The 24,449-nt window shown below is 36.4% G+C and carries 21 protein-coding genes; 19 read left to right on the top strand and 2 right to left on the bottom strand.

What is annotated here, in order from left to right; translation table 11 throughout:
- Nucleotides 1-323 precede the first annotated feature (323 nt).
- The 3 genes from H3U49_RS08510 to H3U49_RS08500 are packed head-to-tail and all read left to right on the top strand — an operon-like array spanning nt 324 to nt 3,279.
- Complete coding sequence (locus H3U49_RS08510; protein ID WP_198180990.1) at nt 324-941, top strand: ABC transporter ATP-binding protein; 618 nt, start codon at nt 324-326, stop codon at nt 939-941.
- Nucleotides 941-2,110, top strand: coding sequence for a hypothetical protein (locus H3U49_RS08505; RefSeq protein ID WP_198180989.1), 1,170 nt, complete (start codon nt 941-943; stop codon nt 2,108-2,110). Before H3U49_RS08510 ends, H3U49_RS08505 begins: the two co-directional genes overlap by 1 nt.
- A complete protein-coding gene (locus H3U49_RS08500; protein WP_198180988.1) occupies nt 2,110-3,279 on the top strand; it encodes a hypothetical protein in 1,170 nt (389 codons plus the stop codon). The genes H3U49_RS08505 and H3U49_RS08500 overlap by 1 nt, the downstream gene beginning before the upstream one ends.
- Before the next feature lie 405 nt (nt 3,280-3,684).
- On the opposite strand, the gene H3U49_RS08495 is transcribed toward H3U49_RS08500, so the two are convergent.
- Both H3U49_RS08495 and H3U49_RS08490 read right to left on the bottom strand, forming a co-directional pair.
- Nucleotides 3,685-4,089, bottom strand: a complete 405-nt coding sequence (locus tag H3U49_RS08495) for a GNAT family N-acetyltransferase (RefSeq protein WP_198180987.1) — start codon at nt 4,087-4,089, stop codon at nt 3,685-3,687.
- A 300-nt stretch (nt 4,090-4,389) separates the two neighbouring features.
- Entirely contained in the window at nt 4,390-6,312 is a 1,923-nt protein-coding gene (locus tag H3U49_RS08490) for an ABC-F family ATP-binding cassette domain-containing protein (protein ID WP_198180986.1), read from the bottom strand.
- A gap of 279 nt (nt 6,313-6,591) precedes the next feature.
- Here H3U49_RS08490 and H3U49_RS08485 point away from each other — a divergent pair, with 279 nt between their 5' ends.
- From H3U49_RS08485 to H3U49_RS08410, 16 genes are all read left to right on the top strand, one after another.
- Nucleotides 6,592-7,227: a redox-sensing transcriptional repressor Rex gene (locus H3U49_RS08485; RefSeq protein WP_046332386.1), complete on the top strand. Its 636-nt coding sequence runs from the start codon at nt 6,592-6,594 to the stop codon at nt 7,225-7,227.
- Nucleotides 7,228-7,388: 161 nt separating this feature from the next.
- Nucleotides 7,389-7,673 (top strand): co-chaperone GroES, encoded by a 285-nt coding sequence (gene groES, locus H3U49_RS08480; protein ID WP_034980276.1) that lies wholly within the window; start codon nt 7,389-7,391, stop codon nt 7,671-7,673.
- 19 nt (nt 7,674-7,692) lie between these two features.
- Entirely contained in the window at nt 7,693-9,324 is a 1,632-nt protein-coding gene (gene groL / locus H3U49_RS08475) for a chaperonin GroEL (RefSeq protein ID WP_198180985.1), read from the top strand.
- 127 nt (nt 9,325-9,451) lie between these two features.
- Complete coding sequence (locus tag H3U49_RS08470) at nt 9,452-10,120, top strand: DUF969 domain-containing protein (protein ID WP_198180984.1); 669 nt, start codon at nt 9,452-9,454, stop codon at nt 10,118-10,120.
- Nucleotides 10,121-10,128: 8 nt separating this feature from the next.
- A complete protein-coding gene (locus H3U49_RS08465) occupies nt 10,129-11,052 on the top strand; it encodes a DUF979 domain-containing protein (RefSeq protein ID WP_198180983.1) in 924 nt (307 codons plus the stop codon).
- 20 nt (nt 11,053-11,072) lie between these two features.
- Complete coding sequence (pcp, locus tag H3U49_RS08460; protein ID WP_198180982.1) at nt 11,073-11,720, top strand: pyroglutamyl-peptidase I; 648 nt, start codon at nt 11,073-11,075, stop codon at nt 11,718-11,720.
- A gap of 160 nt (nt 11,721-11,880) precedes the next feature.
- Entirely contained in the window at nt 11,881-14,460 is a 2,580-nt protein-coding gene (gene mutS, locus H3U49_RS08455) for a DNA mismatch repair protein MutS (RefSeq protein ID WP_198181075.1), read from the top strand.
- Nucleotides 14,461-14,462: 2 nt separating this feature from the next.
- On the top strand, nt 14,463-16,343 hold the full coding sequence (mutL, locus tag H3U49_RS08450) for a DNA mismatch repair endonuclease MutL (protein ID WP_198180981.1): 1,881 nt from the start codon (nt 14,463-14,465) through the stop codon (nt 16,341-16,343).
- A 6-nt stretch (nt 16,344-16,349) separates the two neighbouring features.
- Nucleotides 16,350-16,934, top strand: a complete 585-nt coding sequence (ruvA, locus tag H3U49_RS08445) for a Holliday junction branch migration protein RuvA (RefSeq protein WP_198180980.1) — start codon at nt 16,350-16,352, stop codon at nt 16,932-16,934.
- Between the two features lie 45 nt (nt 16,935-16,979).
- Nucleotides 16,980-17,993, top strand: a complete 1,014-nt coding sequence (gene ruvB, locus H3U49_RS08440) for a Holliday junction branch migration DNA helicase RuvB (RefSeq protein ID WP_198180979.1) — start codon at nt 16,980-16,982, stop codon at nt 17,991-17,993.
- A gap of 71 nt (nt 17,994-18,064) precedes the next feature.
- Entirely contained in the window at nt 18,065-18,529 is a 465-nt protein-coding gene (gene yajC, locus H3U49_RS08435; RefSeq protein WP_198180978.1) for a preprotein translocase subunit YajC, read from the top strand.
- A gap of 144 nt (nt 18,530-18,673) precedes the next feature.
- A complete protein-coding gene (gene zwf / locus H3U49_RS08430; protein WP_198180977.1) occupies nt 18,674-20,122 on the top strand; it encodes a glucose-6-phosphate dehydrogenase in 1,449 nt (482 codons plus the stop codon).
- On the top strand, nt 20,115-21,251 hold the full coding sequence (gene dinB / locus H3U49_RS08425; RefSeq protein ID WP_198180976.1) for a DNA polymerase IV: 1,137 nt from the start codon (nt 20,115-20,117) through the stop codon (nt 21,249-21,251). The genes zwf and dinB overlap by 8 nt, the downstream gene beginning before the upstream one ends.
- A 49-nt stretch (nt 21,252-21,300) precedes the next feature.
- Nucleotides 21,301-22,257: a bifunctional oligoribonuclease/PAP phosphatase NrnA gene (locus H3U49_RS08420; RefSeq protein WP_198180975.1), complete on the top strand. Its 957-nt coding sequence runs from the start codon at nt 21,301-21,303 to the stop codon at nt 22,255-22,257.
- Nucleotides 22,250-23,611 (top strand): DEAD/DEAH box helicase, encoded by a 1,362-nt coding sequence (locus tag H3U49_RS08415; protein ID WP_198180974.1) that lies wholly within the window; start codon nt 22,250-22,252, stop codon nt 23,609-23,611. The genes H3U49_RS08420 and H3U49_RS08415 overlap by 8 nt, the downstream gene beginning before the upstream one ends.
- A gap of 213 nt (nt 23,612-23,824) precedes the next feature.
- Nucleotides 23,825-24,343: a TetR-like C-terminal domain-containing protein gene (locus H3U49_RS08410; RefSeq protein WP_198180973.1), complete on the top strand. Its 519-nt coding sequence runs from the start codon at nt 23,825-23,827 to the stop codon at nt 24,341-24,343.
- The last annotated feature ends 106 nt before the right edge of the window (nt 24,344-24,449 follow it).

The following is a 24,449-nucleotide window of genomic DNA, read 5'->3' as shown; positions in this document are numbered from 1 at the left end:
AAAATGTCAAATATGCTTTTAAAAAATCATATATGACATTTTTTAATTTAGTTTTCCTACCTGAATATAATAAAGTCAAAAAGGTAGAGTAGGAAATCAGAAAGTAAGTTCAAGAAATAAAAAATGTGATAATCATTTTGATTATGAATTTTATAAAGATGAACTATTAATAAAACTCAAATATAACCAAGTTCTTACAAATAAATAGAGGAAATGTTTAAATTCCTAGTCAAAAAATCAATGAAATTGATGTAATTCAATGATATCCTGATATAGTATTCTATCATTTTTAACTTAATTCACCATTCAAAAAGGAGACAATGATGTTAACAGTCCAAAACCTATCGCTCAAAACCAGGCAGCCAATCCTGCACGATTTTTCCTATCATTTTGCACCCGGTCAATTTTATCAAATTGCTGCAGAAAACGGTTCTGGTAAAACAAGTTTCTTGCGTGCTGTTACGGATCTAATTCCAGCTTCTTCTGGTAAAGTCTTACTAGATGGAAAACCGTATGCCAAAAATAAGCGTAAGCTTTTTTTCTTTGAAAGTAATGAATGGTTCAACGTCAATTTAACTAGCCTTGATTACTTAAAATTCGTGAAAAGACAATGGCATTCTAATGTCGACCTTGATCAAGAACTTGATTTCTTGGGTGTACGTGAGTATGTCAAAGTCCCAATTAAAAAGTATTCGCTCGGAATGAAACAAAAATTGATTGTGGCCATGTACTTATTTAGTGACGCTGAATATTACTTGATGGACGAGATCACTAATGGTCTTGATGAAGAAAGTCGCACAGTTCTTTATGAAAGACTAAATGATGAGGTGACTCAGCGTAATAAATGTATTATTCTAACCTCTCACTATAGCAGCGAGATTAAAGTGAATAACTTACACCGCCTCGTTTTACAAAAACAAATGATGCACGAGGTAGACTAATGAGCTCATATTTTTCATTGCAACTAAAAAAAGTTACTAAACACAATCTAACAATTATTTCAGTGGTTATTTTATTATTAATTTCTTTTGGCTTGCTATACATGAAGTCTACTCAGCTCAGTGGTACTGGTTCTTTAAAAGGAGATGCTCAAGGACAGATTGCCATGAAAAAGGAAGCCTTACAAGCGGATCGTCAAGCACTCAAACGATATTCACCGCAAGGAAAATCATATAAGGCCACTGAAAAAGATATCAAACAAACTGAAAAGGAATTAAAAAAAGATCAAGCCTTTGTTGATAATATTAATCACGATCACTGGAAGCAAGTTTATGAGACCAAATTAAAAAGGGAACAAAATGGCAAATTGACTGATCTAAGTTCGGATGAAAAAGATGGACATAAAAGTGTAATACTGCGCTTAAAATATCTCATAGCTCACCCTATGCCTTATGAAAGCGACAGCGCAGTCACCGGGATACAGTTTTTGTTAGATTTGAATGAAAACTATTTGCCCGTCTTATTTAGTTTAGTAATGATTTTTGTTTTGACTTATTTATTTACTGGTTCTTATAAAAATGGTCTTAACATTTCGACTGTCTTGCCAATTAATCGCTTGCAAAGTACTCTGACTAATAATATTGTTGGGCTATTAGTTGTCAGCTTTATTTTTCTATTACTAAACTTATTAGTTTTCGGTGGAGCAGCGAGCATTTTTGGTACTGGTCGCAGTGACTATCCTTACATCATTCACCATCTGGTTAACGACCACTTGATGCCAGGGATTGTTCCGACTGCCAAATTGTTGCCCCAAGCAGTTATACTGCAGCTATTAAATTTCATATTTTTGGTTTTGTTTGTGCAGCTGGTTGCTAAAATCTTTCATAACCAGTTACCGACACTGTTAGTTTCGCTGTTGCTTTTATTAGGCGGTCATTTTATTACAATTTTTATTATTCCGTTGGAGAAGATTGCGCAGTGGCTTCCGGGTACTTATTTAGGAGTTTTAAATATTGTATCAAACAAAACAGCCTATACAATGAATAATTCCGCGATTAACTTTTCAAATGGTGTGTTTACCTTAATACTAAGTTCTATATTATTATTCTTGTTGGTACTTTTAATTGATCGCATTACAACTATTGCACATAGAAATGGGAGACTGGCATAATGTCCTATTTGGCTTTTCAGCTTAAAAAAGTATTTAAGAATAAGCTAACCCCAGTTTGCTTAGCAATTTTACTCTTATTAATGGGTACTGTCTTATTCATGAATATTCGTACTAATCCCCAATTTTCCTTGCAGGCGGGGGCTAAATCAGAGATTGCTTACCGCCAAAAAGAAATTAACCGGCAGCAAAGATTACTTAAACAGGATAAACAAAAATCAAAAACTGAAGTTTACCATGATACTAAAGCCGCTATTAAGCAAAACCAAGAAGTAGTTAAGCAAGATAAACAAGTCCTAAATGCGGCAAATAAAGGTAACTGGCGCAAAGCCTACACGATTATGTGGCAACAAAAAAAGCAAGAACAAACTATTTCATCAAATGGTCAAGATTTAGCAGGCCTAAATTCAAGAATAAATGTAGAGAAAAAACTGCAATTCTTTAACTATTTACGCCATGAGCCTTTGCCTTATGAAAGTCAGGATATGCCAGTAACAGGCTGGCAGTTCTTACTGCAACTAAATCAGCAATATTTGCCTTACGTATTTACTCTTGTTGCTCTGTTTTTATTAACTTTGCTTTTAACTGATTCTTACCATCAAAAGTTAGATACGGCGCAATTATTACCGCTTGAAAAAAATAATTTAATGATTTCGAATACCATAGCAGGAATAGTCCTGACTCTTGGTAGTTTTTTAGGGATTAACTTAGTATTATTTATTGCATCTTTCCTTATTTCTGGTACTGGTAGTTTATCCTTCCCTTATATCATAGTTCAATATACAGTTAGTGGTCCCCTTATTAAATGTGTAACTACTGGCAGCTTTATTATTAAAGTAATTGTATTGCAGGCACTTACCTTGATCTTCGAGGTTGTCTTAGTTCAGTTCCTTGCCCGAATTTTTCGTGATAAATTACCAGCATTACTTATCGCTATTTTATTTGTCCCAGGGCTTAACATTGCAACTATGATCGTTGAGCCGTTGCGTAAGATTTGCGCCTGGTTGCCAATGACTTACCTGAACGCAGTTGACATAGTATCTGGCAATTTAGGAATGAATTATCAAAATATGCAGTTGAACTATACGACAGGGCTTTTAACACTGTGCTGTTCAATTTTAATAATTGCTATTTTGATTTTACTGTCCAGTCATATAAAATACAAAGAATAAAATTTTATATTTTTTAAATCAATATTTTTACTTCTAACCTAGTGTTATCATAACTTTAAACGTTCATTTGTTTATTTAAATTATGCTTACTCAAAAGTCTTTTAAAATTAAGTGTAAAAATATATAACATGTAATAACATACTCGTTATTACAAAGTGGGAAACTCATTTCAACAGAGTTTCCCATTTTGATTAAATAAATATATACAGATTTAATATTCAATAATATCTTGACTTGCTGTGTAAATTTTAGTGCTACAGTATTATCTATTCTAACTAGGTTATAAGGTACCTACCATGATAAAGTCAACTAGATTGGTGTGAGCTCTTCTTAGCACTAAAAGATAAAATATTGAGCAAAGGAGTCTGGGAAAAGATAGTTTTTTCCCGGACTCCTTATTATCTCTTAAAAATCTTTGTAGAAAGCAATCAAGTTGTATTTGTCACACGGATGAAAATTACAACTCTCATAAAACCTGCGCGTTTTAACGGTATTTTCTGTCAACAAAACTTTCTGTCTTACAGAATTATATTTCTTTAGCACGCTATTTATTAATTTCGTACCAATTCCTCGTCTTTGATAAGCAGGATTAACAAGTAAATCTTGGATATAAATGATGGTCAGACCATCACCAACTACTCTGATTAATCCTACTAACTGGTTTTGATCATAAGCGCCAATAGCAAAAAGCGAATTTACAACTGCCTTTTGCAGTTGCCGGGGGTTTTGCGTATAAGAACTCCAACCTACGCTTGTGTATAAATTTATAAGTTGTTCCATAGCGATATTTTTGTCAGCTATATATTTCATTTTTATTCCTCCTTAACTAATTGAAAATTAAAGAGCAATACGTAATTTTCCCATGTGCACCTCCCAATTTATTTTTGATAGAGCCAGTAAAATTATTATCTTTAAGTTTAAACAACTACAATTTTAAAAGCAATAGTATAAAGATCTTTTTTGCGTCTGATAATTATTACGTATTTATAAATAAAAAGAAAATTTTATTAATAGTTAATAAAAAAATCTAGCACTAGCTAAGAATAGAAACGGTAGATAAAAGGCTAGTTAATCTTATTTTGGAGTTGTGTTAACTTAATATATATTATTTTAGTCAAAGCTATCCAGTTTATTCAATGCATTTTCCCAAGCATCATTTGCATCGTCCAGTTGTTTTTGTACAGCGCTAAGCTGTTCTTGCAAGGGACCTAATTTGTCAAAATTAGTAGCAATTGCTGGATCAGCCATTTGAGATTGAATATCTTTTTGCTCTTTTTCTAACTTTTCAATTTTATTTTCGGTATTTTCAACTTCTCTTTGCAATTTACGCTTTTGTGAATCGCGCAACTTTTGCTCCTGATAGGACAATCTATTTTTATTTTGTTCAGGCTCTACTATTTCACTATTCTCAGATGATTCATTTTCGGAGGCTGGGTCTTGCTTATTCTTTTCATCTAGATAATAACTATAATCACCTTCATATACTTGAGCAACACCGTTTTTAATTTCTACAATCTTATTTGCTAACTGATTGATGAAATAGCGGTCGTGAGAAACGAAAAGTAAAGTACCATCATAGTTCTGTAGTGCCTGTTCTAAAACCTCCTTGGCTTCGAGATCCAAGTGGTTTGTGGGTTCATCCATCAATAAAAAATTATTATGCTCAAGCGACAAAACTGTTAGAGTTAATCTCGCTTTTTGACCACCGGAAAGCTGACCTACAGTTTTATCAATATCTTTTGCTGTGAATAAGAAACTGGCTAAAATTGACCTCACATCTTTTTCAGGCATTGTTTTATGACGGTCCCAAACTGTATCGATTACAGTTTTACCTGGATCAAGCCCTTGCAGTTCTTGATCATAGTAGCCGATGTCTAACGAAGCTCCATATTTGATTGAGCCTTTTTTCGGTTTTAACTCCTTCATAACGGTTTTTAGTAAAGTTGATTTACCAATACCATTTTGACCAATAACGGCTACACGGTCACCTTTATTAATTTGCAGAGAAATACCGTGAACCATTGTTTTTGTGGGATAGCCAATAGTTAAATCACGTAAAATTAGCACTTCTTTACCAGATGGTCGCTCGCTTTGAAAATTAATTCTGACTTTGTTTTTGTGCTTGGGCGGACTAATTCGTTCCATTTTTTCCAGTTGCTTGCGCCGACTTTGTGCTCTCTTAGTAGTTTTAGCTCTTACAATATTTTTTTGAATAAATTCTTCGTCTTTTTTGATTTTTTCTTGTTGCTTTTCGTATGCTTCTTCTTGTTGAAGGTCACGTAATTGACGTTCAGCGACATAGGCAGAATAATTTCCTTTAAATACAGTTAATTTGCCAAATTGTAATTCAAAAATCTGTGTTGCTAAATTATCCAAAAAATATTGATCATGGGAAATTACCAAAATAGCACCAGAATAGTTTTTAAGGTAATTTTCAAGCCAGTCTAGTGTGTCTAAATCCAGATAGTTGGTAGGTTCATCAAGCAGTAATAATGGGGGTTTGCGCAATAACAACTTAACAAAAGAAAGCCGCGTTTTTTCTCCCCCAGAAAGGCTGCCAACATTTTTAGTCCAAGTTGCTTCAGGAAAATTAAATCCGTTCAAAATACTTTTGATATCGGCCTGGTAGGTGTATCCACCTTGTTGTTCGAAGCTGTATTGCAACTGGTCATATTGTTTTAGCAGGTCCTTTTTTTGTGGATTTGCAGACATTTCTTCTTGTAAATCCCTTATCTTTTTACCCATATTAATTAGGGGAGTAAAAACAGACAGCATTTCATCCCAAATAGTTTTATTTTCATTTAAATCATTTTCTTGAGCAATATAGCCGACATCAATATTTTTATTGATGGTGAAGTCACCATGTGTGGCTTCTTCTTCGCCGGTCATAATCTTAAGCAAGGTCGTTTTACCGACACCGTTGGGTCCAATGAGACCTATTCTTGCATTTGAGTCAATTGAAAAATTGACGTTTTTAAATAATGTGTTGGCACCGAATTGTTTTTCTAAATCGTGTCCTTGAGCAATTATCATAATTTTTCACCTAGAAACCATTTTAGCATACGTAACAAAATTCTTGTGGGAGAGTTTGATTGTTAAAGTAAAAAGAAATAAATGTAAAAAAGAAGCATTTTTACATTTAAAAGAGTAAAAATACAAATTTCTATTATCAACCTGTTACTATTATGCTAAAATTTGATAGATTGTGAAAAAAATGTTTGCAAATAGCGCAAATTTATAGATAAAATAGTAGTAATTGCTGAAAAATTCACAAAACAAAATATATACTTAATCAAGTTGGAGGCTTTTTAAATGGAAAAAATCAAAATACCCACGGCTACGGCCAAAAGATTGCCGCTATATTACCGCTACCTGATAATTTTAAATGAGGCTGGTAAAGAAAAGGTATCCTCAACTGAATTATCTGAGGCTGTTCAAGTAGATAGTGCTTCAATCAGACGTGATTTTTCATACTTTGGTGCATTGGGAAAACGGGGCTATGGCTATGATGTAAAAAGCTTGCTTTCCTTTTTTAAAAAGATCTTAAATCAAGATACTTTAACAAATGTTGCCCTGGTTGGCGTTGGTAATTTAGGCCATGCTTTATTAAACTATAATTTCAAGCGTACAAACAATATCCGTATTTCATGTGCTTTTGATATTGATGATAAAATTACGGGCAAGATTCTTAGTGGTGTTCCTGTTTATGATATGAGTGAACTAAAAAAACAGCTCAGTGATCAGCAGATTTCTATTGCCATTTTGACTGTTCCTTCTACGACAGCTCAAAAAACCGCTGATGATATGGTTGAAGCTGGCATTAAAGGAATCATGAATTTCACGCCAATTCGTTTGTCTGCTCCAAGTGGTATTAGAATCCAGAACGTTGATTTGGCAACGGAATTACAAACTCTAATTTACTTTCTGGACTCAGACAAGAAAAAGTAGGTATAAAAATAAAATTAGCACTTTTTTACTCAAAGTGCTAATTTTTTCTTGCATTTTTTTATAAAAGGGGTTATTATCATAAATGTAAGTTAGCACTTAACTAATAGGAGTGCTAATGACACGTAAAATAGATTAATAATTTAATTTTAGGAGGGACAAACGTGTTACAACCAATTGGTGATCGCGTGATCGTTAAAGTTAAAGAAGAAGAAGAGAAAACTGTAGGCGGAATCGTCCTGGCTTCTAATGCTAAACAAAAGCCAACAGAAGGTGAAGTTGTTGCTGTTGGTGAAGGTAGTTATGCTGAAAATGGCAGTAAAATTCCTATGACTGTCAAAAAGGGTGACGTTGTTTTATATGACAAGTATTCAGGCACAGACGTCAAATACGATGACGAAAAGTACTTAGTCCTTCACGAAAAAGATATTTTAGCAATTGTTAAGTAATTAAGGAGCGCAGAAAAATATGGCAAAGGAAATTAAATTTTCAGAAAAAGCAAGACGTTCTCTATTAAAGGGCGTTGACAAATTAGCTGATACTGTTAAGGCTACAATCGGTCCTAAGGGTAGAAATGTTGTTTTAGAGCAATCATACGGCAATCCAGACATTACTAACGATGGTGTGACCATTGCCAAAGCTATCGAATTAAAAGATCATTATGAGAATATGGGTGCTAAGTTAGTTGCCGAAGCAGCACAAAAAACTAATGATATTGCCGGTGACGGTACTACCACTGCCGTTGTTTTAACTCAAGCAATCATTCGTGAAGGTATGAAGAATGTTACTGCTGGTGCTAACCCTGTAGGCGTTCGTCGTGGTATTGAAAAAGCTACTAAGGCTGTAGTTAACGAATTACATAAAATTAGTCATACTGTTTCTTCAAAAGACCAAATTGCTCAAGTAGCTTCAGTATCTTCAGCTTCAAAAGAAGTTGGTGACCTGATCGCTGACGCAATGGAAAAAGTTGGTAATGATGGTGTTATTACTATTGAAGATTCACGTGGTATTGAAACCGAATTATCAGTAGTCGAAGGTATGCAATTTGACCGTGGTTACCTTTCACAATACATGGTAACCGACAACGACAAGATGGAAGCTGATCTTGACAATCCATACATTTTAATTACTGATAAGAAGATCTCCAATATCCAAGACATTTTGCCATTGCTACAAGAAATTGTGCAACAAGGTAAATCATTGCTGATTATTGCTGATGATGTTTCTGGTGAAGCATTGCCAACTTTAGTTTTGAACAAGATTCGTGGTACCTTTAATGTTGTTGCTGTTAAGGCTCCTGGCTTTGGCGACCGTCGTAAAGAACAATTGCAAGATATTGCTGCTTTAACTGGTGGTACAGTTATTACTGAGGACTTAGGCCTTGAGTTAAAGGACACTAAGATTGATCAATTAGGTCAAGCTCGTCGCATAACTGTAACTAAAGATTCAACTACTATTGTTGATGGTTCTGGTTCAGACGAAGCAATCAAAGACCGTGAAGATTCAATTAGAAAGCAAATTGCAGAAACTACTTCTGACTTTGATAAGAAGAAATTACAAGAGCGCTTAGCTAAATTAACTGGTGGTGTTGCCGTTATTCATGTCGGTGCTGCTACCGAAACTGAATTGAAAGAACGCAGATACCGCATTGAGGATGCATTGAACTCCACTCGTGCTGCCGTTGATGAAGGCTACGTTGCTGGTGGTGGTACTGCTTTAGTAGATGTTAAGGATGCTGTTAAAGACCTTAAAGGTGACAATGCTGATGAACAAACTGGAATTAACATTGTTTTAGAAGCTTTAACTGCTCCAGTTCGTCAAATCGCTGACAATGCTGGTGAAGACGGTTCAGTTATTTTGAACAAACTCGAAGGTCAAGAAAATGAAGTTGGCTATAATGCAGCTAACGGCAAATGGGAAAATATGGTTGAAGCCGGAATTATTGACCCAACTAAAGTAACCCGTACTGCTTTACAAAATGCTGCTTCTATTGCCGCTTTGCTTCTAACTACTGAAGCTGTTGTTGCCGAAATACCAGAAGATAAACCTGCTGCTGACCCTAATGCAGGCGCAGGTGCTGGCAATCCAGGTGTAATGTAATCTAGTTTTTATTAGTTATTTAATAAATCCTACTAGCAACCCTGTGGGGGCTTGCTGGTAGGATTTTTTGTTATAATGCAGTTTTAAGATTATATCAGTTTTGATCGTTCACTGGAAAGGAACATTAGTGGAATATTTAAGTTTATTAGGTATTGTTGTTATTGTAGTCGGATTCGCTTTAGGGCTTGACACGATAGCAGTAGTTGTAATTGCTGCTATGGTTACAGCATTAGTTTCAGGAATAGATTTTACCTCATTTTTGACAATTCTGGGTAAAGGATTTATGGATAACAGAATGGTTTCTCTTTTCTTTCTCACTTTACCAACTATTGGAATTTTAGAAAGACATGGTTTAAAACAAGCCGCTGTTAATTTGATTAAAAAAATGAAGAAACTGACACCTGGTCGTATATTCGATATTTACCAGGCCGTTCGTGAAATTGCTGGTGCTTTTGGCATTTCGCTGCAGGGTCACGTCCAGTTTATTGCGCCATTAATTAATCCCATGGCACAAGCAGCAGGTAGAGTTAATAGCGAATTGACACCTCTTGAAGTAGACCAAATTAAAGGTAGAGCTGCTGCAACAGAAAATTTTGGTAATTTCTTTGCGCAAAACCTGTTTGTGGCTTCCTCAAGTGTTTTACTTATTGCAAGTACGATGAAATCGCTGGGCCATCCTGTAGATCCTGCCGGTATTGTTTTATACACTTTTCCTGTAGCTATTATCAGCTATATTTTATGCTTGTTCTACAATCACGCGTTTGACCAAAAGTTAATGAAAAATAAGGAAAAATAGGAGAAATAATGGATACTTTAATTAATAATATTTTACTTGCATTCTATATTTTAATTGGCCTATTTTTCTTGGCTGCTGCTATTGAATCTTGGCGCGACCAGTCTAATTCAGCTCGTTGGGGTACTGGATTATTTTGGCTTTTGTTTGCAGTGCTTTTCTGTGCTGGACAGTGGCTGCCAAATGCAATTAACGGTTGCCTTATCGTCATTATTGCCTTGCTATCATTATTTAAGCAAGTTCGTGTCGGCCATATTAAGGAATTGGATGAAAAATTAGCTCAAAAAACGGTTAACCGCATTGGCAACTGGATTTTCTTACCCAGTATTTTGCTAGCAGTTTTAGCTTTGGTCATAGCCCAATTTACTAATTTAGGTGGTCAAGTAGGTATCGGTGTAGCAGCTATTGTTTCACTTGTTGTTGCCCAAATTTTGACTAAATCAAATGCCAAAGTAGTTTACGAAGATACACAAAGAATGGTGCGTTCTGTCGGCTCTGCCGGTATTTTGCCACAATTACTCGCTACTTTGGGTGTGGTATTTACAGCTTCAGGTGTGGGACAAGTGACTGCCAAGGCTATTTCTGGTCTTTTTCCTATTGGAAACCACTTATTAGGAGTTGCGCTTTATTGCATTGCCATGGCATTGTTTACTGCCATTATGGGTAATGCATTTGCGGCTTTTGCGGTTATTACAGCAGGGATTGGTATACCCTTCGTTGTGGCCCAAGGTGGCTCACCGATTGTAGTTGCAGCACTGGGAATGACATCTGGGTATTGTGGCACATTGCTTACTCCAATGGCAGCCAATTTCAATACTTTGCCAGTTGCATTAATGGAAATGAAAGATCAATTAGGTGTGATCAAACAACAATTTCCGATTGCAATTAGCATGTTGCTCATTCAAATAGTTCTAATGTACTTTTTAGCATTTTAAGATAATAAGGAGAAAAGATAATGAAAATTCTTGTAACAGGTTTTGATCCTTTTGGTGATGACAAAATTAATCCTGCAATTGAAGCAGTTAAAAGACTGGACAATGAAATTGCAGGTGCAAAAATAGTTAAACTTGAAATACCAACAGTTTTTGGTGACTGTGCGGATGTAGTTCATGAAGCTATTCTTAAGGAAAAACCAGATTATGTATTAAATATCGGACAAGCTGGTGGCCGGTTTGCACTGACTCCAGAGCGTGTAGCTATCAATTTTGATGATGGCCGTATTGCTGATAATAAAGGCTATCAACCTATTGCCAGTCCTATTCATGAAGATGGTCAAAACGCATATTTCACGCAGCTTCCTGTTAAGGCGATGGCACGTGCAATTCGGGAAGCTGGACTGCCAAGTTCTGTTTCAACAACGGCAGGGACTTTTGTTTGCAATCATATAATGTATCAAGTGCAGTATATGATTGACAAGGAATTTCATGATTTAAAAGCTGGCTTTATGCATATTCCATATTTACCTGAGCAAGTTGTTGCTAAACCTGAAACTCCATGTCTTAGCCTAGCAGATGATGTCAAAGGCATTACCGCAGCAATTACCGCTATTGTGAAAATGGATGGCAAAAAAGATTTGCAGAGTATTGAAGGGCATATTGCTTAAATTTTTTAAACAGAAAGCAATTATTGCAACTAAAAAGCATATTGTGAAAAGAGATCGTTTTACTTGCGGTCTTTTTTCTTTTAATAAGAAGTTTAGCGTATAATAATAAACAGTAATGCAGAAAAGAAGGGGAATAATGGCGCAAACAAACCTGACTCCGATGATGGAGCAATATCACGAAATTAAAAAGCAATATCCCGATGCTTTCCTTTTTTATCGGGTGGGCGATTTTTACGAATTATTTGAAGATGATGCAGTCAAAGGTGCGCAAATTTTGGAATTAACGCTGACTCACAGGTCAAATAAAACTGAAAATCCTGTTCCCATGGCGGGAGTCCCGCATGTAGCTGTTCAATCTTATGTAGATACTTTAGTTGAAAAAGGCTACAAAGTAGCCTTGTGTGAACAACTCGAAGATCCTAAAAAAGCTAAAGGAATGGTTAAACGGGGCATAATTCAACTTGTGACTCCGGGAACTTTAATGAATGACAAGCCCAGTGAAGCTAAAGAATCGAATTATCTTACATCTGTTGTAACTACCAAAAGCTGCTTTGGACTAGCATACAGTGACTTATCTACCGGTGAAATTTACGCTACCCATTTAAAGAGCTTTGCTGCTGTTTCAAATGAATTACTTTCGCTGCGTACACGCGAAGTCGTTTTTAATGGTCACCTAAGTGATAAGGATAGTGATTTTCTTCATAAAGCCAATATTACAGTGTCAGAGCCCGTAGAATTAACTGGCAAGCATGCAGAGATTTCTTTTGCTGAACAGGATTTGACTAATTCTGCCGAAAAAGCTGCTGTAAAACAACTTGTAGGTTATTTATTGCAGACTCAGCGTCGCAGTTTAGCCCATTTACAGGTAGCAAAAAGTTATGAAGTCAATCAATTTTTACAAATGTCTCATACCGTACGGGATAATTTAGAGTTAACGGCATCTGCGAAAACCGGCAAAAAAATGGGTTCCCTTTTTTGGGTTCTGGATAAAACTCACACTGCAATGGGTGGACGACTGTTAAAACAATGGCTGGCTCGGCCACTTTTGTCAGTTGAGCAGCTAAATAAAAGGCAAGAAATGGTGCAGGCCTTAATTGATGAATATTTTACGCGAGAAAATATTAACGATGCTCTTAAAGGGGTTTATGACCTGGAACGTTTAACTGGGCGCATTGCTTTTGGCAATGTCAATGCCCGCGAGTTATTACAGTTGGCTCACTCTCTCAATGCCGTGCCGACAATTTTGACAGCAATGCAAAAGTCGGATAATAAAAATTTGCAAAATTTTGCAAGACAAATTGATCCGTTAAAAGGCATTGCTAAATTAATTACAGATACCATTGTTGATCAGCCTCCAGTTCTGACCACTGAAGGTGGATTAATCAAAGATGGTGTTGATAGTCAACTTGATCGCTACCGGGATGCCATGAATAATGGTAAAAAATGGCTGACTGAAATGGAGCAGGATGAACGGACCAAAACTGGTATTGAGAATTTAAAAGTTGGTTACAACAAGGTTTTTGGTTATTATATTCAAGTTACAAATTCTAATAAGGGCAAGGTACCTCTTGATCGGTATACCCGTAAACAAACTCTGACTAATGCTGAGCGCTATATTACTCCAGAACTTAAAGAACATGAAAATCTGATTTTAGAAGCACAGACCAAATCGACGGATTTAGAATATGATTTGTTTGTGAAATTAAGAGAAGAAGTTAAGAAATACATTCCAGCATTGCAAAAGTTGGCTGGACAAGTGGCAGAGCTTGATGTTTTCTGTTCTTTTGCTCAAGTAGCTGAAGATAATAATTACTGCAGACCACAATTTCATACTGATAATCAGGATGTTAAAGTTATCATGGGACGTCACCCTGTAGTTGAACAGGTGATGAAGGCAGGCTCTTTTATTCCTAACGATGTAAAATTAACAGAAAATACAGACATTTTTCTGATAACTGGTCCTAATATGTCCGGAAAAAGCACTTATATGAGGCAGATGGCACTTATTGCCGTGATGGCTCAAATTGGTTCGTTTGTGCCAGCAGATAGTGCAGATTTGCCTATTTTTGATCAAATTTTTACTCGTATTGGTGCGGCAGACGATTTAATTTCCGGACAAAGTACCTTTATGGTCGAAATGACCGAAGCTAACGATGCATTACAGCATGCGACTAAGAGGAGCCTGGTGTTATTTGATGAAATTGGTCGTGGAACAGCAACCTATGATGGTATGGCACTCGCTGGTGCTATTGTTCAGTATCTACATGATGAGGTTGGTGCTAAAGTGTTATTTGCGACTCACTTCCATGAGCTAACGGCGATGGAACAGACACTGCCTCATTTAAAGAATATTCATGTGGGGGCAACTGAAGAAAACGGTAAATTGATCTTTCTTCATAAAATTTTACCTGGACCTGCTGATCAAAGTTATGGCATTCACGTTGCTCAACTTGCCGGGTTACCGAGAAAAGTTTTACGAAAAGCTACCAAGTTGCTTAATAGGCTTGAAGCTCAAGGAAGTAATTTGGGCCCAGCTTCCACGCAGCTGGATTTGTTTAGTTCAGTTAGTGAAACAGAAGCAGTACCTATTGAAACACCATCAGATTCTAAGGATGAATTAACTGATAAAGAAAAAGATATCTTAGATGAAATTTCTAATCTTTATTTGGCTGATCAGACGCCTTTGCAAGTAATGCAGCTAGTCGAAAACTGGCAGGAAGATTTAAAGGATGAGAACTAGTCATGGCAAAAATACATGAGCTTTCGGTCAATCTCTCTAATCAGATAGCAGCTGGAGAAGTAATTGAAAGACCTGCCAGTGTGGTAAAGGAGCTGGTGGAAAATGCAATTGACGCAGGTAGTAGCAGAATTAGAATTGAATTCACTGATGCCGGTTTAAAGCAAATTGTAGTTCAGGATAACGGCTCCGGAATTGATAGTGATCAGATTGATCTTGCTTTTACCAGGTACGCGACCAGTAAGATTGCAAATGAGCATGACTTATTTAATGTCAATACATTAGGTTTTAGGGGGGAAGCCTTAGCTTCAATTGCTGCAGTCAGTCATGTCGAAATTTTAACTAATTCTTCTAATGAAATAGGTACGCGCGCCGAGTTTGCGGGTGGAGTTAAAAAAGCACAGGAGGATGCGGCTGCCAGAAAAGGTACACAGATTACTGTTAAAGACTTATTTTATAACACGCCGGCGCGATTGAAATATTTACGTAGTCCGAGAACTGAAATTATGAAAATTGTGGATATTATTAATCGGATTGCGTTAGGCTATCCTGAAATTGCATTTACATTGATGAACGAAGGTCGCATATTACTAAGAACAGCTGGCAACAATAATTTACGGCAAACGGTTTCTAGTGTTTATGGCAGAAATATTGCAGAAAAAATGTTGTCATTTAAAGGCAGTGATAATGACTTTGAGATAAGTGGCTTGATTTCTAATCCTGAACTTACCAGATCTACGCGTAATTTCATTTCCATTTTACTCAATGGTCGTTACATTAGAAACTTCAATTTAGCGAGTGCAGTGATGGATGGTTATGGTAATAATCTTGCTGCTAAACATTATCCGATAGCTGTTGTTAAGATAAAAACTGATCCGCTTTTGGTAGATGTTAACGTGCACCCCACAAAAAGAGAGGTACGTTTATCTAAAGAAACTGAATTAAGTCGTTTGATAACAAATGCCATCAGCACTGTGCTTTTGAAAAATGAAACAAAATCTGATGCCATCAGCAATTTGAATAATGCTACACAGGATACTTTAATTGATCAGCTAAAATTTAATTTAAATAAAAATGTGGTTGAAACTAATAGACCTGAAACTCAAACTGACCAGATTAATGAAACTCGTCCTGAAGAAATTCAGCATATCCAACACACACAGTACGTGAATTTAGATGTTCCGCGTGATGATGATCGTTATCTGATTACCGCCACTTGGACTGAGAACGTTAGAAAACAATGTCAGTTGACGCCTTTTACCAGTAAGCAATCTAATAGCGGGATAATTTCTACGGGGGATGAATTACTGGCAAGTAGTTTACCCGAGCTAAGTTTTGTAGGTCAGACTAAAGTATATATTATTGCTACAAATAATAATGATTTATACTTAATTGATCAAGTTGCCGCCAGAAGACTGCTTTCTTTTAAAAAGATTATGCTCGAATTGTCTAGTTCTAAAATCAGCCAGCAAGGTTTATTGAGTCCTTTAATTTTAGAATTTGGCAATTTAGATTTTCTACAAATAAAAGATAAGTTGGCAGATATTCAAAAAATTGGTATTTTTTTAGAAGATTTTGGACAAGATACCTTTATCTTGAGATCCTATCCTACCTGGCTCGGTACAGATGTCGAACATTCTGTGCGTACAATTTTAGACGCGTTTTTAAACGTAGATGACAGCAATTCTCAAAATTTAATTAAAAGAATAGCAGCAGATCAGGCACAAAGGGAAGTTTCGGGACGCAAAAAACTGACATCTGCGGATTGTGGCGAAATTTTGACAAAATTAAGACAAGTTTCTGATCCATATCATGACGCAAAGGGTAATTTGGTAATTGTGCGCCTAAGAAAAAGTGATTTACGCAAAATGTTTAAGAAAGACTAATAGCAAATGTATGAATATTTAAATGGTACTATTACACTAATCAAGCCAGATTTTATAGTAGTTGACGTAAATGGTGTTGGCTACAAGGTCTTTAGTCCCTCACCGTATGCATACCAAGAGGGGCAAAAAGTGCGAGTTTTTATCGAACAAATTGTGCGAGATACTGGAGTTACCTTATATGGGTTCCAGACTGAAGATGATAAAGGATTGTTTTTAAAACTTTTAAGTGTCAGTGGTATCGGACCAAAATCTGCTTTAGCAATTATGGCCGCTGAAGACAGTAATTCTCTAGCTGAAGCAATTGAACAGGGTGAGGTGAAATACCTAACTCGTTTTCCTGGTGTAGGCAAAAAAACAGCTTCACAAATTGTCCTTGATTTAAAAGGTAAATTAGGAGACTATGTCAAGAAGGCAAATAAAGAAGCTTTAGCAGAAGTAACGCCGGAATTAAATGATGCTTTATTAGCTTTACTTGCACTAGGTTATACTAAAAAAGAAGTAGACAGAATTACACCGGCTTTAATTAAAGAAGAGAAGACGACGGCAGATCAGTACATCAAAAAGGGATTGTCTCTTCTCTTAAAGAAGTAAATCTTGTTATAATGAAAATAATGATTTAAAAAGGAAGTGAGACAGTTGGCAGAAAATAAAAATGAGATCGTTTCTGGTGAAGCCCAAGGCTCAGAAGAAGAACAGGCCGAATTTTCACTGCGTCCCCAAACACTAGATGAATATTTGGGACAAAAACGGGTAAAAAAAGAAATGGCAGTTTATATTAAAGCTGCTAAAAAAAGAGACGAGGCTCTTGATCATGTTCTGCTTTATGGCCCTCCAGGATTAGGTAAAACTACCTTAGCCTTTGTAATTGCTAATGAGCTTGGTGTTCACCTAAAGAGCACTAGTGGTCCAGCCATTGAAAAAGCAGGTGATTTAGTTGCCTTGCTAACTGATCTTAATCCTGGTGATATTTTATTTATTGATGAAATCCATCGCTTGGCCAAGCCAATTGAAGAAGTACTTTATTCCGCAATGGAAGATTATTATGTTGATATCGTGATTGGTGAAGGGCAGACAACTCACGCGGTTCATGTCCCTTTGCCACCCTTTACTTTAGTTGGCGCAACTACTTTAGCTGGGCAATTGTCTGCACCATTGCGCGGACGATTTGGTATCGTGGAACACTTGCAGTACTATACGGTTGATGAACTGGAAAAAATTATCTGTCGTTCCAGCAAAGTTTTTAATATTGATATTGAACCTCAAGCAGCACATGAATTAGCACGCAGATCTAGGGGTACGCCGCGTGTGGCTAACAGGTTATTACGAAGAGTACGTGATTTTGCTCAGGTCAAAGGAGAAGATGTCATTTCTTTTGCGACTACCAAAAGCTCACTGCAACAATTGCAAGTTGACGATGAAGGCCTTAATCAGACTGATCGCAAAATTTTGCGTGTGATTATTGAAAATTATCGCGGTGGTCCGGTAGGAATCAGGACTTTAGCCGCTAATTCAGGTGAAGATGTTGAAACTATCCAGTCACTGTACGAACCATATTTAATGCAAAATGGCTTTTTATTAATGACTCCCAGAGGAAGAATGGTCACTGAGAAAGCATACATTCATTTAGGTTTGCCTTTGCCAAACAAATAATGCAATTGATCGTTATTTTTTGTATAATTAATATTTAGACAATGAGTAATTTTAATTTGAGGAGTGTAACATTGAATAATTTATTTTTAGCTAATGCTAATAATGGAAGCGGAAGTTTGTGGACAATCATTATCTTTGTTGTTTTGATTGCTTTGATGTATTTTACTATGATCAAACCCCAAAAAAAGCAACAGCAAAAGAAAATGGAAATGATGAATCAATTGAAGAAAGGTGACAGCGTCATCATGATTGACGGTCTGCACGGTAAAATTGATTCCGTTAATACCAAAGACAAAACTGTCGTGCTAGATGCAGATGGCATTTATTTAACCTTTAGTAGAATGGCGGTACAGCAAATTTTGCCAAACAATGCAACTAATGCGGAACCAGCTGCCTCTTCTGAAAGTGCTGATAAAGCTGAAGAAGCAGAGCAAGGTGAACCGACTACAGATCCAAAACCGGACAAGCCTGCAGAAAAACCAACTGCAGAAAAACCAGCTAGTTCATCTGAGGAAACACCAGACAAGTCAAAATAAAGTGGCTATTAAGTGCCTTTAAGGCACTTTTTTGTTACCTAAAATTAGCCTACAAAAACAGCAAATATTGCTCAAAGCGCGAGTTTACCGGCAAAATAGTATAAAATAAAGCTAGTGTAAAAAGGTAACAGAAAGGATTTTTTCATGAATAATATTCCGGTAATTATGATTATCTTTGGCGGTAGTGGAGATTTAGCGCACAGGAAGCTATATCCTGCACTGTTTAATTTATTTGAACAAGGTTTAATTCACGATAATTTTGCTGTAATTGCTACAGCTCGTCGTCCCTGGTCACATGAATATTTGCGCGACCAAGTGAGTGACGCTGTACATGAAACACATAATGAAGTGGATGAAAATGATTTAGCTGCGTTTGCCAGCCATTTTTACTATCAGTCTCATGATGTGACAAATATCGAACATTATGAAACCTTGAAAAATTTGGCGCAGGATCTTGACGATCGTTATAGTGCACAGGGAAATCGTATTTTTTACATGGCCATGGCTCCTAAATTCTTTGGGACTATTGCTGAACACATTAATGATCAACATTTAACCAGTTCAGGTTTTAACCGCATTGTTGTGGAAAAGCCTTTTGGGCGCGATCTTGCTACAGCAGAAGAGTTAAACAAGCAAATAACTGCATCTTTTGCTGAAGATGACATTTTTCGAATTGATCATTACTTAGGTAAAGAAATGATTCAGAACATTTTGCCAATGAGGCTGACCAATCCTTTGATTAAAAATATTTGGAATAATCATAATATTAAAAATGTTCAGGTTACTTTGGCGGAACAACTTGGAGTTGAGGCTCGTGGTGGCTATTATGAAACATCAGGAGCTTTGCGCGATATGGTGCAAAACCACATTTTTCAGATTATTACGTTGCTCGCAATGCCGGAACCTAAGGATCTTACTTCACAGAGTATCCACCAGGCAAAGCAAGAACTTTTAGACAGCATGGTGATTCCTAATGAAAAAGAAATTGCGCGGCATTTTGTAAGGGGACAATATCTCGGTAGTGATGTTACATTTGGTTATCGTCAAGAGCCGAATGTAGCAGAAGACTCTAATACCGAAACCTTTGTAGCCGGTGAGGTTAAGTTCAAAAAGGGGCCACTAGCAGATTTACCAATTTATTTCAGAACTGGTAAAGAAATGAGAGAAAAGAAAAATAGGATTGACATTGTTTTAAAACATATGTCAAATCAGTATGGCATGGCTCATTCAAATAACATTTCAATCATTATCGATCCGCAGATGCAGATTTTTATTACTATTAATGGTAAAAAAATCAATGAATCTGGCATCAGGCGAGAGGATTTAAGTTACGGATTTTCAAGTGATGAGCAAAAACAGGTACCAGATGGTTATGAACGTCTACTACATGACGTTTTTGTTAATGATTCAACCAATTTTACTCATTGGAGCGAATTAAAAAACTATTGGAAATTTATTGACAATGTTGAAGAAGCATGGCAAAAAGAAAATGAACAGGGTCAAGAGCCTGAACAATATTTACCATACAGAATGGGTCCTAAGTCAGCTGCTAAAATTTTTGAGTCGCCGACAGAGCGCTGGATCTATGAATAGCTTTGACGATGGTCTTTTGCCCAAAAATGATACGCATAGAAAAATTATTCACCTTGATATGGATGCTTTCTATGCTTCTGTAGAAACACGTGATCATCCTGAATTAAAAAATAAGGCACTGGTAATTGGTCAGGATCCTAGAAATTATCATGGTCATGGAGTAGTTGCGACAGCCAATTATATCGCCCGTCAGTATGGCGTTCATTCGGCTATGCCATCGATTAAGGCCTTAAGACTGATACCGAAAAATAAATTGGTATTTATGAGTCCTGATTTTAAGAAATATCATAGCGTTTCTGCTGAAATACATCAGTTGATGCATGAAATTACTGATAACGTTCAATCTATCGCGCTTGATGAAGCATATTTGGATGTAACTGAAAACAAATTGGGGATAACTTCTGCGTTGCAGATTGCAATTAATCTTCAGAAGAAAATAAAAAAAGAAGTTGGCTTAAATTGTTCTTTTGGTGTCACCTATAACAAATTTTTAGCCAAAATGGGTTCTGAGTATTCGAAACCATTTGGGCGCACTATTATTTTGCCAGATGAAGCCAAAGAATTTTTAGCAAAACAAAAAATAGCCCAGTTTCATGGCATTGGTCCCAAAACACAGGCAAAATTAGCAGAAATGGGTGTTTTTACAGGACGTGGCTTGCAAAAAATGCATGTTCGTGATTTAATAAACCATTTCAACCGTATGGGATATTTAATGGCAGAACATGCAAACGGTATTGATTTATCCCGAGTAATTCCTGATGACGAACGTAATCGCAAATCTATTGGTATTGAACGATCCTATGAACCTAGTGTTTACAGTGAGCAAACTGCACTGACAAATTTGCGTAATTACGTTAATGATCTTGCTGATAAGCTAATTGAACGTAATTTTTATGCCAATACGGTTGTTTTAAAAATTCGCAACAGTGATTTTAAGACTGTTACTAAAAGGCGTAAACTTGATCATGCTACTAATAATCCATTAGAGTTATACAATGTTGCTAAAGAACTTTTTGATCCTATTTCCAGTTCATTTTTAAATGATGGAATAAGACTTTTGGGTGTGACTGCTACAGATTTTACAGAAGCAGACTATGAAAATATGGATTTAGATTTGTTTACTCAATAAAAAGTTGTTATTAGGCTGGAATTTATATAAGTAACAAAGGAGTTTAGATATGAATACTTTTACCGAAATATATCAAAAAATTACACAATATGACACCATTATTTTACATAGACACACTAGTCCAGACCCAGACGCTTTAGGTTCTCAGGCAGGACTTGCACGTTCTTTAAAGCTGCAGTTTCCCAATAAGCGTATCTTATGCGCGGGTGAAAATGATGAAGGAGACTTAACTTGGATAAATAAGATGGACCAAGTAACGGAAAAAGATTATGTGGGTGCTCTTGTAATTACCACAGACACTGGAAATACAGCCCGTATTGCTAATAAATTATATAGCAAAGGTGATTTCTTAATTAAAATTGATCATCATCCCGATGTTGAACCATACGCTGATATGAGTTTTGTTGATGATCAGGCCCCTGCTGCTTCACAAATTGTAGCTGATTTTATTATTACTGAAAAAATGCCACTTACTGCAGAAGTTGCTTATCCCCTTTATGCTGGAATAGTGGGTGATACCGGTAGATTTATGTATCCTGAAACAACAGATCATACTTTTAAAATTGCGGCTAAATTGGCAGCGACCGGAATTAATATTAATGAAATTGCCCGCAATATTAGTGACGTTACCTTTGAACAAGCAAAGTTGCAGGCCGTAGTTTTGGAGTATATGAAAGTTGACCCGAGTGGTGCAGCCTATGCTGTTTTATCCCAAGATACTCTGCATAAATTGGGTGTGGATTCGGACCAAGCTTCGTGTACTGTTTCTACTCCCGGCCGAATTAAGAACATCATTGCCTGGAATGTTTTTGTGGAAAAGCCAGACGGCACCTACCGGGTTCATTATCGTTCAAAGGGCCCGGTAATCAATGACTTGGCAGCACAACATGATGGCGGTGGTCACGCTTTAGCAAGCGGTGCTAACGCAAAAGATATGGCCGAAGTGAAACAAATTTTCGCAGAACTAGTTCAGGTAACCAAGGAATATCAAGAGGAACATGAATAATATTTTTGAAAATGACCAAATAAAACCAGCAATTAGACAGGGGTTAAAAAATATTAATTTTGTTAAACCCACTGAAGTGCAGGAAAAAGTAATCCCTGTTTTAATGGCACACAAAAATGCTGTAGTGCAAGCAGTTACCGGATCAGGCAAAACTCATGCTTTTTTGATCCCAGTTATGAATGAAATTGATGAAAACGTTCTGTATCCACAAGCAATTTTGACTACGCCCAGTCGTGAACTTGCCCAGCAATTATATCAAGTTGCGCGCCAATTAAGGGATGCCTCCGGTTTAAACATTACCATTGCACATCTGGCTGGCGGTACCGACCGTGAACGACAAGTAGATAAGATCTCTGGTCATAAACCTCAGATTGTGGTTGCCACTCCCGGCAGACTCCATGATTTTGTTGAAAAAAAGATTTTGCCCTTAGATTATGTCAAAAACTTTGTCATTGATGAGGCTGATATGACACTGGACATGGGCTTTTTGAGTGAAATTGATTTTATTGCCCAAAGATTGCCCCAAAATTGTGTTTTAACTGCTTTTTCGGCTACAATTCCGGTTAAGTTGGCTAACTTTTTACGTAAATACATGGCAAAGCCAGAAACTATTGTCATAGATAATCCCACGGTTATCTCGCCAACGGTCAAAAACGATTTGCTTGATATTGGCTCAAAAAGTCGCAAAAAAATACTCTATCAATTATTAACAATGGGGCAGCCTTATTTGGCACTTATTTTTGCTAACACAAAGCAAACCGTTGATGAATTAGCAGAATTTCTCAATAATCAGGGTTTAAAAGTAGCTAATATTCATGGTGGGATAACTGAACGCGAACGGAAAAGAACTATGCGTGATGTAGAGGCCGGACAATACCAGTATGTAGTGGCAACTGATTTAGCCGCACGTGGCATAGATATTGAAGGTGTCAGTCTGGTTATTAATTATGAAATTCCTCGCGAATTAGAATTTGTAATTCATCGTATCGGTAGAACTGGACGAAATGGGATGAAGGGACACGCCATTACCTTAATTCGTGAAGAAGAAATGAATCAAATTCTTAAGCTGGAAAAAATGGGAATTCATTTTGATTTTGTCGAAATTAAAGATAATTCTTTAGTGCCACGGACACATTATCATAGCCGCACATCAAGAAAATCAACTTCCCAAGGCCTTGATAATAAGGTAAGGGGTATGGTAAAAAAAGCACAAAAAAAACGTAAACCAGGCTATAAGAAAAAGATTAAAAGAGCTATTCAACAAGATAGAGCGCAAAAAAATAAAATTGAACAGCGCAGTAAAATTCGTAAAGCTAAACGACAAAGAAAAAATAGGCGTGATAATCAAGCCTAATTTAAAATAAAAATCATATTTACCTTATTATCTGAAAACCAACCTCTGATTTTAATAGTTGTTGGTTTTTTATTTAGCTGATAAACTAAAGAATGCTGCCCCTTTAACTACTTTTTTAGCTTTTTAAAAATAACATCATTTTTTTCCAAGATAGTATTGCTACTTATAATTATTATTGATATACTTATGATACTATAAGTAGGAGCGATCAATATGAGCTTAACAAAGACTGAACAAGTTCTCCTGTTAGAGCTGTCAAAATATAGAGTTTATAAGTACACTGTAACTAGGTTTTGCAAGAAGTTAAATATAAATCGTGGTGTTTTTTACACAAAATACCGTAATATTTGTGATTTATTTACCTCAGTTTTAACTCTGCAGACTAGGCGGACATTACGAAGTGTAGATGGCGAAACGATGGATCGGATGTTTTACCGCATGTTGCTGAAAATAAAAGAAAATAAGATGTTCTATATTAATGTCAATAGAATTGCACAAGATCCACCAGAATTTTATCGCGTTTTGCGAAAAGAATATGCTTTAGCAATAGAGAATTATATGCGACCTAGAGGTCCGTTTTCAGTTCGCAAAATTGAATTAGTAGCGAACGGAATTTATGCTATTGTTTTTAACTGGGTGGTAGACGAATGTCGCCATGATATCAGGGATGTATACCAGAGTATCCATTTATTATTGGTTCATATTGAACAATCTCTAAAAAAAGCTGACTGAACTTAAATTTTTTGGTAAAAGTACTTGCAAAAGGGAAAAATAATTGCTAGTATTAATAACTGTCGTCGGGCAATGAGCCGCAAGGCAAGAGGCCCCTAAGGGCGGC

It is taken from the genome of Lactobacillus sp. W8174 (genome assembly GCF_016100975.1).
Taxonomy (GTDB): domain Bacteria; phylum Bacillota; class Bacilli; order Lactobacillales; family Lactobacillaceae; genus Lactobacillus; species Lactobacillus juensis.
The sequence above is the reverse complement of the archived record's forward strand: the minus strand, read 5'-3'. Positions and strand labels throughout refer to the sequence as shown.

Coding starts and splice junctions, on each gene's coding strand:
- H3U49_RS08510 (WP_198180990.1), top strand. CDS start 324: ATGTTAACAGTCCAAAACCTATCGCTCAAAACCAGGCAGCCAATCCTG.
- H3U49_RS08505 (WP_198180989.1), top strand. CDS start 941: ATGAGCTCATATTTTTCATTGCAACTAAAAAAAGTTACTAAACACAAT.
- H3U49_RS08500 (WP_198180988.1), top strand. CDS start 2,110: ATGTCCTATTTGGCTTTTCAGCTTAAAAAAGTATTTAAGAATAAGCTA.
- H3U49_RS08495 (WP_198180987.1), bottom strand. CDS start 4,089: ATGAAATATATAGCTGACAAAAATATCGCTATGGAACAACTTATAAAT.
- H3U49_RS08490 (WP_198180986.1), bottom strand. CDS start 6,312: ATGATAATTGCTCAAGGACACGATTTAGAAAAACAATTCGGTGCCAAC.
- H3U49_RS08485 (WP_046332386.1), top strand. CDS start 6,592: ATGGAAAAAATCAAAATACCCACGGCTACGGCCAAAAGATTGCCGCTA.
- groL (WP_198180985.1), top strand. CDS start 7,693: ATGGCAAAGGAAATTAAATTTTCAGAAAAAGCAAGACGTTCTCTATTA.
- H3U49_RS08465 (WP_198180983.1), top strand. CDS start 10,129: ATGGATACTTTAATTAATAATATTTTACTTGCATTCTATATTTTAATT.
- pcp (WP_198180982.1), top strand. CDS start 11,073: ATGAAAATTCTTGTAACAGGTTTTGATCCTTTTGGTGATGACAAAATT.
- mutS (WP_198181075.1), top strand. CDS start 11,881: ATGATGGAGCAATATCACGAAATTAAAAAGCAATATCCCGATGCTTTC.
- mutL (WP_198180981.1), top strand. CDS start 14,463: ATGGCAAAAATACATGAGCTTTCGGTCAATCTCTCTAATCAGATAGCA.
- ruvA (WP_198180980.1), top strand. CDS start 16,350: ATGTATGAATATTTAAATGGTACTATTACACTAATCAAGCCAGATTTT.
- zwf (WP_198180977.1), top strand. CDS start 18,674: ATGAATAATATTCCGGTAATTATGATTATCTTTGGCGGTAGTGGAGAT.
- dinB (WP_198180976.1), top strand. CDS start 20,115: ATGAATAGCTTTGACGATGGTCTTTTGCCCAAAAATGATACGCATAGA.
- H3U49_RS08420 (WP_198180975.1), top strand. CDS start 21,301: ATGAATACTTTTACCGAAATATATCAAAAAATTACACAATATGACACC.
- H3U49_RS08415 (WP_198180974.1), top strand. CDS start 22,250: ATGAATAATATTTTTGAAAATGACCAAATAAAACCAGCAATTAGACAG.
- H3U49_RS08410 (WP_198180973.1), top strand. CDS start 23,825: ATGAGCTTAACAAAGACTGAACAAGTTCTCCTGTTAGAGCTGTCAAAA.